This window comes from Corynebacterium sp. (assembly GCF_030535495.1).
Classification (GTDB): Bacteria; Actinomycetota; Actinomycetes; order Mycobacteriales; family Mycobacteriaceae; genus Corynebacterium.
Genome location: NZ_JAUNRW010000006.1, coordinates 1 through 11966 on the forward strand (window position 1 = coordinate 1; position 11966 = coordinate 11966).

Here is an 11966-nt window from a genome sequence, read left to right on the forward strand (position 1 = left end):
TCGCCTCGCCGTGGGTGGCGTAGGAGGAACCGGCGGCCATGAAGGAGGCGACGGAACCGGCCTCGTTGATGCCCTCGTGCAGGATCTGGCCCTCGGTGGACTCGCGGTAGGAGAGCATGAGGTCATGGTCGACCGGCACGTAGTTCTGGCCGTGCGGGTTGTAGATCTTCAGGGTGGGGAACCAGGAGTCGAGGCCGAAGGTGCGGGCCTCATCCGGGATGATGGGCACGACGCGGCGGCCGAGCTCCTTGTCGCGCATGAGCTCCTTGAAGGCACGCACGAGCGCCATGGTGGAGGCGACCTCCTGCTTGCCGGAACCCTTGCGCACGCTGCGCAACTTGTCGATGTCCGGCACCTGGATCGGGGTGTAGCTCTGGCGACGCTCCGGGACGTAACCGCCCAGCTCCGCGCGACGCTCCTTCATGTACTTGATCTCCGGGGAATCATCACCGGGGTGGTAGTACGGCGGCAGGTACGGATCGGCCTCGAGGACCTCGTCCGGGATCGGGATGGACTGCTTGTCGCGGAAGGCCTTGAGGTCCTCGGCGGCGAGCTTCTTCATCTGGTGGGTCGCGTTGCGGCCCTCGAAGTTGTGGCCCAGGCCGTAGCCCTTGATGGTGAACGCCAGGATGACCGTCGGGCGGTCCTTCGTCTCCAGCGCGCGCTTGTAGGCGGCGTACACCTTGCGGTAGTCGTGGCCACCGCGCGGCAGGGCCCAGATCTCCTCGTCGGTCATGTCCTCGACGAGCTTGGCGGTGCGCTCGTCGCGGCCGAAGAAGTGCTCGCGGACATACGCGCCGTCGTTGGCCTTGAAGGTCTGGTAGTCACCGTCCGGGGTGGTGTTCATGACGTTGACCAGGGCGCCGGACTCGTCCTTCTCCAGCAGCGCATCCCACTCGCGGCCCCAGATGACCTTGATGACGGACCAGCCGGCACCGCGGAAGAAGGACTCCAGCTCCTGGATGATCTGGGTGTTGCCGCGGACGGGGCCGTCGAGGCGCTGCAGGTTGCAGTTGACCACGAAGGTGAGGTTGTCCAGGTTGTTCAATGCCGCGTGCTGGATGAGGCCGCGGGACTCCGGCTCATCCATCTCGCCGTCACCGAGGAAGGCCCACACGTGCTGCTCGGAGGTGTCCTTGATGCCGCGGTTGTGCAGGTAGCGGTTGAATCGGGCCTGGTAGATCGCATCCATCGGGCCCAGGCCCATGGAGACGGTGGGGAACTCCCAGAAGTCCGGCATGCCGTGCGGGTGCGGGTAGGAGGGGATGCCGTTGCCCTCACCGCGGGAAACCTCCTGGCGGAAGCCGTCGAGGTCGTCCTCGGACAGGCGCCCCTCGAGGAAGGCGCGGGCGTAGATGCCGGGGGAGGCGTGGCCCTGGAAGAAGATCTGGTCGCCGCCGCCCGGGTGATCCTTGCCGCGCCAGAAGTGGTTGAAGCCGACCTCGTAGAGCGGGGCGGCGGAGGCGTAGGTGGAGATGTGGCCACCCACCCCGATGCCCGGACGCTGCGCGCGGTGGACCATCATGGCGGCGTTCCAGCGCATCCAGCGGCGGAATCGCTTCTCAATTTCCTCATCGCCCGGGAAATCGGGCTCCATCGTCGTGGGGATGGTGTTGACGAAGTCCGTGGAGGTCAGGCTCGGCAGCGGAACGTGCTTGAGGGTGGCGCGCTCGAGCATGCGCAGCATGAGGAAACGCGCACGCGCCGGGTCCTTCTCCTCGAGCAGGCCGTCGAGGGAATCCATCCACTCCTGGGTCTCCTCCGGATCGGAGTCGTTGAGGTACGAAGCGACGCCGTCGCGGATCGCCGGATAGTGGGAGCTGCCCGGGCCGCCGTTCGCGTTCAGGTCATCTGCCATGGTGAGCCTCCATTTGTGGGGTGGTGAGGTGGGGCATCGGGCCCGCCGGCAAGGTGTTCCGTTCGGGCCCGAATGTCGGCTTCCAGGATACGTGTTTTCATTGGCCAAGGTTTATCGGGCCTCCTGCAAACTTTGTGAAGCAGGCTTGCGTTATCGTCCCCGCTTATCGACACCCCGTTTCCCCACGTCCCCGCTCTGTGTGCGTGGTCACAGCGCGCTGTTGTTAATTGCGCCCACTCACCCCCGTGCGGTGGGGTGCCCGGGCCGCGCCGCCGGATAAGGGGAAACCAGGACATTCGTGGGAACACCTTGTATCCTGCCTACCAGTACCTATAGAAGGCCGATCCCATACGGGGGTGGGCCGTGCACAAGGAGGAAGAACGCAGTGGTGGACGCTCCGGGCGTGGTGAACAAGAACGCCCAGGACTACGCACAGATTCTCGGCATCAAGTCGGGGATGATCGTCCAGGAAGTCGGATGGGATGAGGATTGTGACTCGGCCATCTCGGAGGCCGTCGAGGATGTCATCGGGGAGGAGCTTCTCGATGAAGACACCGATGAACTCTGCGACGTCGTCCTTTTGTGGTGGCGCGGTGAGGACGGGGATCTGGTCGACGGTCTCGTCGACTCCCTGCGCCCCCTCGCGGAAAACGGCCGCATCTGGTTGCTGACTCCCGGCGCCGGCAAGCCTGGCACCATCGCCCCGGGTGAGATCTCCGAGTCCGCGCAACTCGCCGGCCTGGTCCAGACCACCGCGACCCGTCTCGGCGCCTGGCAGGGATCCTGCCTCGAGGCCCGCGGACAGAAGTAGGCCATGTTGCGGGCCCGCCCGTGGCCCGTGCTAGTCTGACCTGACCCGTTCGACGGGTTTCCGCGCTCTTAGCTCAGCTGGAAGAGCAATTGGTTTACACCCAATAGGTCGGCGGTTCGAGCCCGTCAGAGCGCACCACTATAAGTAAAGGTCAGGGCCACTTTTCCGGTTTCGGTGTGTGGCCCTGGTTTCGTCTCGGAACACACTGGGACCACACGGGGAAATCTCGGAGACGCGGAACCTCCCACCGTCTTCCCGCGGCGGGGAGCTGGTAGGAGGTGGCCGGCGCGCCGGATGGAAATGTAGTCAGGTGGGGGCCGGGGCCGGGGCTTCGAGTTGCCTAGATGTCTAGCTTATCGAGCCAGTGGTAAATCCGTGCCTGATATGGGCCGCCGATGTCGTCGGCGATTCTCTTGGCCGCCTCTAGGGCGCCGTTGCTCGGAATGTGCCCTGATAGCAGCGAACCTTGGAGAGCATGTTCGGCTGCCCAGTGCTCTTCTCCGGAGGTGCACTCGGAGGTGATCGTCTCGCGCCAACTGTCCTCGAGGTGCGGCCAGGAGTCGTCGATCACTGCGCGGGCGTCCGGGTCAATGGCAGCCATTGAGGGCGCTTTGCTGGCCATCACACCTTCTCTCTGACGAATCACCAAAAATAGAACGGCCTGGGTTCTGGACTTAGTTCACCACTGTAGTTGACGCCATCTCCGTTGATCGGAATTGCGGTACTCGTTACGTAACGCGTTGCGGGAGGGTTCAAAAATGCCGCTGGCCTGTCGTCAGGGTGCGCGCGGTGGATCTGAAGTCGCTGTGGCAGTCGTGGGCGCGGGGATGAGTGGGCCCCCGGCGCGCTGGTGCTGTGGTTGGTCTCGGGTGTGTGGCGTCACCGGCCGGGGGTTGGTCGTCACCTGCGGGCGGTGTGATGGCCGTGGGACCACACGGGGGTCACATTGGGCCGAATGTTCCGAGATGTAGGCAACGCCGTTTTTAGCGCGTGAACTGCGTGAACGTTCGTCGCCGTATCGGGTGTGATGTGGCCGTGCGAGCGCTCCGTTTGTCTTACACCCAATAGGTCGGCGGTTCGAGCCCTTCAGAGCGCACCATTGTCACGTTGAAGGCCACCTCCCATCCAAGGGAGGTGGCCTTCGTCATGCCTCGGCAGCCTCAGCCACCTCGGCGTTTTCGGCAAGCAGGGCGTCGATGAGGGAATCATCGGTCCCGCTGCCCAACCACAGGGTGACAGGGGTCAGGTCCGGCTGCGCGTAAAAGGTGAAGGCGTCGTGGCCTTGCGGGGCCACCGACTGGAGGATCGCGTCCTCCACCACCTCATCGCCGGCCTCGCCGAGGTCGAAGGAATGGTCGACCACGTCCCACCCGCGGGTCAGGCGCAGGCTGCCGGTGCTGGTGGACTTCGGATCACACATCACGCGCACACCGTGGACCTCAGCACCCGTGCCGGCGTGCTCGGCGGCGGCCAGGACGAAGCCCGGCAGCGCCACGGCGGTGGTCCGGGAGAGTTCATCGGCGTCGATGAACACGCGGGGAAACAGCGGGCGGCCGTCCGCGGTGCTGGTGAGCAGGGTGGTGAGGGGGCGACGTCGATAAGCATCGTTGTCATCGACCTCCACCGCCCCGCGGGGCGTGAAGCCGTGCTCGGCGAGGAGTACCAGATGGCGCTCGAGCTGATCGTCCTCGGTGGTCTCCACCGGTTCCGGCGTCGGCGGGTTCCGGAACAGGCGCTGCCACAGACCCACCGCGCTCAGCGCTCCTCGTGGAGGCGCCCGGCCAGGCGGGCCTCCGCGGCCGTGTCCTCGGAGGCGAGAAGGCGGGCGACCTCCGCCGCATGCTCGTCGGCGACCCAGACGTGGACACCGTAATCACCGGTGGACACCCAGCGGTACCCGTCCGGGGCGGCGTCCTCGAAGAGCTGGCGCACCACATCCGGGTCCGCCCATTCCCCCTCGACGGCCACATCCAGGTGCACCGGCTCACCGTCCCTGAGATACCTCAGCTCGCCGACCGGGTTGTCCGCGAAATCAGGGCCGAAGTGCAGGTCACAGTGCACCTGACTGAAGCGCTCGCCGGTGCCGGCAGCAGCAGCGATCTCCCGCAGCAACTCGGCATAGGAATCATTGGAGTTGACGCACTCCGGGTCGAAGACGACCGAGCGCGGGAACAGCGGCGTGCCGTCATCCGCGGACAGGCGCAGCAGCGCGCTGAGGTGCTCGAGGCGGAAACCCTGGGCGCCGTTGTAGAAGTCGAAGTCGATGTCATCGACCGTGATCTCGCGGACCGGATGGAAGCCGAAGCCGGCAGCGTTGTCGAGCGCCAGCAGCAGCACCTGCGCGGCCTCGCGGGGATCACAGCTCAGTTGGGTGGGCTCCGGGGTGCGCCAGCGACGGGGCGCGGCGGTACCCACCGCGCGGGCGTCGATCAGCCGGTCAGCGCCGGATCCGAGTAAGCGATTCCAGAAACCCATGGTGTCTCCCACGGAAACTAGTCGGGGTGCGTGACCCCACCATAGTCAGAAGCGCTCGCGTTCGCGCTTCGCGAAACGTTCGTAGTGGTCAGGGTGGGCGTCGCCGTAGCGGGCCCGGCGGGGTGTGTCCTGCGTCTCGGTCGCGGGTGCGGTGTCGGCGGTGTCGTCAGTGTCGCCAGCCTCGGCGGCGGGGGTGTCTCCCAGTTCCTGCGACTCCTCGCGCACGCGACGGCGCTCGCGTAGCTCGGCCCAGATGAAGTACCCCAGGCCGAGCGGGGCCATGATGCCGAAGGCGATCCACTGGAAGCCGTAGGACAGATGCGAACCGCGGTCGAGCTTGGGCACCGGGATGGCGTTGAGTTCACCCGGCTGGCCGTCGGAAAGCTGCACGTAGTCGCGCGCCAGGGGCACGCCGACCACCTCCGAGACCTGCTGGGTGTGGATGCCGTAGACCTGCCGGTAGCCTTGGTCCTCCATGGGGGCGGTGGTGGGGGCGAACTCGTTGAGGCGGGCGTGGCCCTGGATGGTGATCTCCCCGGTCGGGGCATCGGTCATGTCCGGGATGTTGCCGTCGATGGGCACGGTGAAACCGCGGTTGACCAGGAAGGTCTCACCCGTGGTCAGGCGGAAGGGGGTCAGTGCGTGGAAGGCGGGGGAGGAGTCGACGGGGCGCATGCGCAGCAGCACCTCATCACCGGGGAGGTACTCACCCTGCAGGGTGACGCGCCGCCATTCATCGTCGGCGGCCAGCTCGCCGCCGGAGCCGAAGACCTCGGTGACGGGGACCGGGTCGGCGCGGAAGGCGGCGTCGATCTGATTGTTGCGGTGGACGATGGCGTCGTCCTTACCCAACTGCCAGGGCGCCAGGAAGGTGAAGGCGACATACGAGAACGCGATGATGAGCAGGACCATGATGATCCAGCCGGGCTTGAGAAAGGTCAGCAGACCCTTCTTGCCCGTACTGTGCCTGCTGCCGTAGCGCTGCCGTGGTGCGTCCGTCGTATCCATCGAAAGTTCAGTGTACAGGGCCTGTCTAGGGGGTTCGGGAGCCCACCTGCAGCGCCTGGCGAACGTGCTCGAGCATGCCGTCGACGGCGGCCTCGATCTGCTGACGGGTCTCCACGAAACCCTCCGGGCCGCCGTAGTAGGGGTCGGCGACGGAGGCCTGCTCCGGGGCCTGCGGGTCGAAGCTGCGCAGCAGGCGGATCTTGTCCTCGGACACCCCGCGCGCGATGAGCTCGGAGACGTGGCCGGTGTCCAGGGCGACGAGGATGTCGGCGGCCTGGTCGTCGGGGCCGAACTGAGAGGCGATGTGGTCGGAGCCGTCGTGGCCGGCGGCCCGCAGCTCGGCGACGGCGCGGCGATCAGCACCGTTGCCCACGTGCCACCCGCCGATGCCGCAGGAGGAGACGCGGACGTGCTCGTTGAGGCCGGCGGCTTCGACGGCGTCGTGGAAGATCACCTCAGCCATCGGCGAGCGGCAGATGTTGCCGGTGCAGACGAAATCGACGTGATAGCGCTCATCCTCGTGCGGCGTGCCAGTCATGGACGATCCCTTCCAGATCCTGGGGTGTGTGGGCCGTGTGGGCGGCGCGCGCCCACTCCTGCGGGGTTCCGTAACCCCATGCGACGGCCACTGTATCAATACCGTGTGCGGCCGCCCCCTCGATGTCGTGGGAGCGATCACCGACCATGAGGATATCGTGCGTTTCCGGCGACCACCCGGTGGAGGAGAGCACGTGGTCGATGACCGCGGACTTCCCGCGCCGCGGGCCATCCTCCTGGGCGGCCCCGAGGAAGTCGATGTGCTCCAGGAAGCCTTCGCGCTCGAGGATCTGCCGCGCGAAGGTCTCTCCCTTGGAGGTGGCGGTGGCGATCGTCAGTCCCTGCTCCTTCCACGTCCGCACCAGGTCGAGCATGTCGGGGAAGGAGGTGGCGTTGCCCCACCCGCCGGCGCGGGTGTACTCGAGGTAGATCTGCAGCCCCTCCTGTGCCTGCGCGGGACTCATCCCCAGGGACTGCAGTGTCACCTCCATCGGGGGACCGGCGATCCGCTCCTGGAACTCCTGCGGCGGATGCGGCCAGCCGAGGGTGTCGAGGGTGTGCAGGAGCCCGCCCCGGATACCGGGGAGGGAATCGATGAGGGTGCCGTCGACGTCGAGAAGAAGAATGCTCACGGCCCCCAATGTGCCACACATCCGGGCGTCTACACTTGGGGGCCATGACTACCGTCGGTGACATTTCTGCGATCCTGGAATCCGCCTACCCGCCCGCCCTGGCCGAGAGCTGGGACGCGGTTGGTCTCATCTGCGGTGATCCGGACGACGAGGTGAACACGGTCGCCTTTGCGCTGGACTGCACCCAGGCCGTCGCCGAGGAAGCAGTGCGCAACGGCGCACAGATGCTCGTCGTCCACCACCCTCTGCTCATGCGCGGGGTGACCTCCGTGGCCGCGAACACCCCGAAGGGCAGGGTCATCCACACCCTCATCCGCGGGGGCGTGGCGCTGTTCGCCGCCCACACCAACGCCGATTCCGCCCGCCCCGGCGTCAATGACCGGCTCGCCGAGCTCGTCGGCATCACCCCCGGACGCCCGATCCTGCCGAAGTCCGGCGCCGCGGTGGACAAGTGGGGTGTCTATGTCCCGCCCGCTGCCGCCGAGACCGTCAAGAAGGCGCTTTTCGACGCCGGCGCCGGGCAGATCGGCAACTACCGCGACTGCGCCTTCGAACTCGAGGGCACCGGGCAGTTCACTCCCGAGCCGGGCGCGGACCCCACCGACGGGGAGGTCGGCGAGACCTACCGGGCCGCCGAGATCCGCGTCGAGTTCGTCGCCCCGGCCCGACTGCGCCGGGAGCTTATCGGCATCCTCCGCACCGCCCACCCCTACGAGGAACCGGCCTTCGACATCGTCGAGATGCCGGACACCTCCGAGGTCGACGAGGCCTACGGTCTGGGACGGGTCGGCGAGCTGCCGGAACCCATGACCCTGCGGGAGTTCACCCAGCAGGTCGCGAACGCCCTGCCCGCCACCGCCTGGGGCGTGCGCGCCGCCGGTGACCCGGACGCCACGGTGCGCACGGTGGCCGTGAGCTCCGGCTCCGGCGACAGCTTCCTCGACGCCGTCCGCGGCCTCGGGGTCGACGTCTACGTCACCTCCGACCTGCGCCACCACCCCGTCGACGAGTACCTGCGCGCCGGGGGACCACCCGTCATCGACACCGCCCACTGGGCCAGCGAATTCCCCTGGACCTCCCAGGCTGCTGAGATAGTGGGGGAGAAGGCGGGCGTCGATACGCATGTCATTGACCTCCGTACCGACCCCTGGACCCTGTCCGCCCACCCAAGCGAGTAGAAAGAACAGACATGAAACTCGACCCGATGCAGCAGGCCATCCTGCTGGAGCTGGCCAATACCGAACGATCCCTCGACGTGGTGGGCGACCGGGCCTTTGTCACCCCGGAGCAGCAGGAACTCGACCGCCTGCTCAAGGAGCAGCAGCGCATGCTCAACGCCTCGGCCGCGGCGCAGATGGCCGTCGACGACATGGAGGCCGAGATCCTCCGCATCCAGGAGGACGAGCGCAAGCTGCGCAAGCGCTCCGCCGACGACAAGGCCCAGCTCAGCGCCGAGACCGACCCCGATCGACGCCGCGACCTCGAGCACGACCGCTACTCCGCGAAGTCGCGCATCGCCGACCTCATGGGCGAGCTGACCGAGTGCCACAACCAGATCCACGCGCTGCGCAACAACCGCGACAACCACGGCGCGAAATGCGATGAGATCGCCCGCCAGGTGGAGGCCGCCCGCCGTTCCGCCGACGCCGCCAACGAGGCCGCCGCCAACGTCCAGGACCCTCAGTCCCACATCGCGGACCTGCGCTCCCAGCTCCCGGAGACCGTCGTGGCCGAGTATGACGCGCAGAAGAACGACTCCGATGTCGGCGCCGCCGACTTCAACGGCCGAACCTGCGGCGGCTGCTACATCGTGCTCTCCGGACTCGACCAGCAGCGCATCAACCGCGCCCCGGCCGACGAACTGCCGCAGTGCCCCGAGTGCGGCACCTACCTCATCCGGAAGCAGGTCTAGTGGGCTCCCACGAGCATGTGATCGTCTACGCCGACGGCGGCTCCCGGGGCAACCCGGGGGTCGCCGGTTCCGGTGCCGTGGTCTACGCCGCCGACGGTTCGACCGTGCTGCGCGATGTCGTCTACGTCGTCGGCACGAAGGCGACCAACAACGTCGCCGAGTACCACGGCATGCTGCGCGGCCTCGAGGCCGCCCGTGACCTTGGGGCGCGCAGCGTCGAGGTGTACATGGACTCCAAGCTCGTCGTCGAGCAGATGAGCGGGCGCTGGAAGATCAAGCACCCCGACATGCAGGCTCTCGCCCGCGAGGCCCGCGGAGTGATGGAGTCCTTCGATTCGGTCACCTTCACCTGGGTGGCGCGTGCCAAGAACTCCGTGGCCGACGCCCTGTCCAACCAGGCCATGGATGCCGCGGCCGCCGGCGCGCAGCCGGGCATCGCCGGGGGGACGAAGGCGGAGTCGGCGGCGGCGGCGGACCCTGCCCCCGGTTCGCAGGTGGGTTCCCCCGCGCACTGGACCGGTGCTACCTCCACCCCGACCCGTTTCATCCTGCTGCGCCACGGGCAGACGGCGATGTCCGCGGCGAAGCAGTACTCCGGGCACTCCGATCCGGAGCTCACGGACCTGGGCCTCCAGCAGGCGCGGGCGGCCGCCCAGGCGCTCGGCGAGCGCGGCGGGATCGACCTCATCGTCTCCTCCCCCCTGCGCCGCTGCGTGCAGACGGCGACCGCGGCCGCCGATAAGTTGGGCCTGACGGTGGAGGTCATCGACGAGCTCATCGAGCAGGACTTCGGGGCCTGGGAGGGCAAGACCTTCGACCAGGCGCACGCCCTCGATCCCGACCTGCACGATGAATGGCTGGCCGATCCCAGCATCGCCCCACCCGAGGGAGAATCCCTGCAGAAGCTGCACAGCCGGATCCGCGCCGTGCGCCGCGACCTGCAGGAACGGCACCCGGGGAAAACCATCCTGGTGGTCAGCCACGTCTCACCGATCAAGTCCTTCGTGCGTCAGGCGATCGATGCCGGCCCCCACGTGGTCTCGCGGATGTTCCTCGACCTGGCCTCCTTCAGCGTCGTGGAGTTCTTCGGCGATCCGCAGGCCCGTGTTGGTTCCTGCCTGCGCCAGTTCAACGACACCTCTCACCTGCACTCTTCCGCTTGAGGTGAGCGCGGAGTAAGGTGGAGCTTCGCGAATGAGTCGGCCGGGTGATCGCGGCGACCTCACCACCTCGTTCATCGGGGCAGGAGGGCGTCGAGGAAAGTCCGGACTCCACCGAGCACGGTGGTTGCTAACGGCAACCCGGGGCGACCCGCGGGCCAGTGCAACAGAAAGTAAACCGCCCGGTTCTTCGAGCCGGGTAAGGGTGAAAGGGTGCGGTAAGAGCGCACCGGCGGGGCAGGTGACTGTCCCGGCCAGGTAAACCCCACCGGGAGCAAGGCATCATGGTCTGCCACGTCGCAGACCGGATCGGACGTTCGAGGGCTGCTCGCCCGAGTCCGAAGGTAGCTGCTTGAGGCGGTCAGCGATGGCCGACCCAGATGGATGATCACCGCCCTCACGGGCACAGAATCCGGCTTACACGCCGGCTCATTCGCCCCCGCTTGCCAGCATGCCCCGGCGCGTAGGATATGTGGCCAGTCACATTCCTATCGTCCGGGCGGAGAACACCTTGTATCACAACCCCTTTTACACGCCAGAGGTCCAGGGCCCCTGGGAGATGATCAGCATCGGCCGCCTCGAGCTGGAGTCCGGCGAGGTCATCGAGGACTGCGAGCTGGCCGTGGTCACCCGCGGTGAACTCAATGACGCCCGCGACAACGCCATCCTCCTGCCCACCTGGTTCACCGGAACCCATCAGGCCTGGGTGGACACCTACATCGGCGAGGGGCACGCGCTCGATCCCGCGAAGTACTTCATCGTCATCGTCAACCAGATCGGCAACGGCCTGTCGACCTCCCCGCACACCACCGCTGACCCAACCATCGCCATGTCGAAGTTCCCCTTCGTCACCATCGGCGACGATGTCGTGGCCCAGGAGAGGCTGCTGAGGGAGCATTTCGGCATCACCGAACTGTTCGCCGTGGTGGGGGCTTCCATGGGTGCGCAACAGGCCTATGAGTGGGCGGTGCGTTTCCCCGACCGTGTCCACCGCGCCGCGCCGATCGCCGGCACGGCCCGCAACACCCCGCACGACTTCCTGTTCACCCAGGTGCTTCTCGACGCCGTCACCTCCGACCCCGGCTTCAACAACGGCGAGTACGCCAGCAACACCGACGTACGCGAGGGGCTGCACCGCCACGCCCGGGTGTGGGGCATCATGGGCCTGTCCACGCAGTGGTGGAAGACCGAGGCCTGGCGTCACCTCGACCTGGAGTCCCGCGACCAGGCCGTGGAGGAGTTCCTCGAGCCGACGTTCGCGGTGGTCGATCCCAATTCGCTCATGGTCATGGGCCGCAAGTGGCAGCACGGTGACGTGGCCCGGCACACCGACGGCGACCTCGCCGCCGCGCTGGGCCGCATCCAGGCGAAGGTGTTCGTCATGCCCATCAGCGAGGACATGTTCTTCACGGTCCGGGACTGCGCGGACGAGGCCGCACTCATCCCCGGCGCGGAGTTGCGCGTCATCGACGATGTGGCCGGACATTTCGCGATCGTCGGCTTCGTCCCGGAGTACATGCAGCAGGTCGACCGGCATCTTGAGGAGCTGTTTAAGTCCTGAGTCGGGGGCGCG

General features: G+C 67.2%; 12 protein-coding genes, 1 tRNA gene and 1 other RNA gene. 7 read left to right on the forward strand and 7 right to left on the reverse strand.

All coding sequences use genetic code 11. The annotated features are described in order from the left end of the window. Positions 1-1858, reverse strand: a 1858-nt coding sequence (gene aceE / locus Q4F73_RS01530; RefSeq protein WP_303357586.1) for a pyruvate dehydrogenase (acetyl-transferring), homodimeric type, incomplete at its 3' end; no start/stop codon positions are given. A gap of 385 nt (positions 1859-2243) precedes the next feature. Between aceE and Q4F73_RS01535 the strand changes: the two genes are divergently transcribed. Then, positions 2244-2669 (forward strand): DUF3052 domain-containing protein, encoded by a 426-nt coding sequence (locus tag Q4F73_RS01535; protein WP_303357587.1) that lies wholly within the window; start codon positions 2244-2246, stop codon positions 2667-2669. 62 nt (positions 2670-2731) lie between these two features. Continuing rightward, a tRNA-Val gene (locus Q4F73_RS01540) sits at positions 2732-2807 on the forward strand. 202 nt (positions 2808-3009) lie between these two features. On the opposite strand, the gene Q4F73_RS01545 is transcribed toward Q4F73_RS01540, so the two are convergent. From Q4F73_RS01545 to Q4F73_RS01570, 6 genes are all read right to left on the reverse strand, one after another. After that, positions 3010-3270, reverse strand: a complete 261-nt coding sequence (locus Q4F73_RS01545; protein WP_303357588.1) for a hypothetical protein — start codon at positions 3268-3270, stop codon at positions 3010-3012. 543 nt (positions 3271-3813) lie between these two features. Continuing rightward, positions 3814-4419: a hypothetical protein gene (locus Q4F73_RS01550; protein WP_303357589.1), complete on the reverse strand. Its 606-nt coding sequence runs from the start codon at positions 4417-4419 to the stop codon at positions 3814-3816. Between the two features lie 5 nt (positions 4420-4424). After that, positions 4425-5144: a hypothetical protein gene (locus tag Q4F73_RS01555; RefSeq protein ID WP_303357590.1), complete on the reverse strand. Its 720-nt coding sequence runs from the start codon at positions 5142-5144 to the stop codon at positions 4425-4427. Between the two features lie 45 nt (positions 5145-5189). After that, positions 5190-6152, reverse strand: coding sequence for an SURF1 family protein (locus Q4F73_RS01560; RefSeq protein ID WP_303357591.1), 963 nt, complete (start codon positions 6150-6152; stop codon positions 5190-5192). 25 nt (positions 6153-6177) lie between these two features. Further along, positions 6178-6690: a low molecular weight protein-tyrosine-phosphatase gene (locus Q4F73_RS01565; RefSeq protein WP_303357592.1), complete on the reverse strand. Its 513-nt coding sequence runs from the start codon at positions 6688-6690 to the stop codon at positions 6178-6180. Further along, entirely contained in the window at positions 6665-7321 is a 657-nt protein-coding gene (locus Q4F73_RS01570; protein ID WP_303357593.1) for an HAD hydrolase-like protein, read from the reverse strand. The genes Q4F73_RS01565 and Q4F73_RS01570 overlap by 26 nt, the downstream gene beginning before the upstream one ends. Before the next feature lie 44 nt (positions 7322-7365). Between Q4F73_RS01570 and Q4F73_RS01575 the strand changes: the two genes are divergently transcribed. The 5 genes from Q4F73_RS01575 to Q4F73_RS01595 all read left to right on the forward strand — a co-directional run bounded on the left by Q4F73_RS01575 (position 7366) and on the right by Q4F73_RS01595 (position 11954). Next, entirely contained in the window at positions 7366-8499 is a 1134-nt protein-coding gene (locus Q4F73_RS01575) for a Nif3-like dinuclear metal center hexameric protein (RefSeq protein ID WP_303357594.1), read from the forward strand. Between the two features lie 11 nt (positions 8500-8510). After that, positions 8511-9233, forward strand: a complete 723-nt coding sequence (locus Q4F73_RS01580; RefSeq protein ID WP_303357595.1) for a zinc ribbon domain-containing protein — start codon at positions 8511-8513, stop codon at positions 9231-9233. Further along, a complete protein-coding gene (locus Q4F73_RS01585) occupies positions 9233-10396 on the forward strand; it encodes a bifunctional RNase H/acid phosphatase (protein WP_303357596.1) in 1164 nt (387 codons plus the stop codon). Before Q4F73_RS01580 ends, Q4F73_RS01585 begins: the two co-directional genes overlap by 1 nt. A 32-nt stretch (positions 10397-10428) precedes the next feature. Beyond that, positions 10429-10829, forward strand: an RNA gene (gene rnpB / locus Q4F73_RS01590) — RNase P RNA component class A. A gap of 75 nt (positions 10830-10904) precedes the next feature. Beyond that, positions 10905-11954: an alpha/beta fold hydrolase gene (locus tag Q4F73_RS01595; protein WP_303357629.1), complete on the forward strand. Its 1050-nt coding sequence runs from the start codon at positions 10905-10907 to the stop codon at positions 11952-11954. Positions 11955-11966 lie beyond the last annotated feature (12 nt).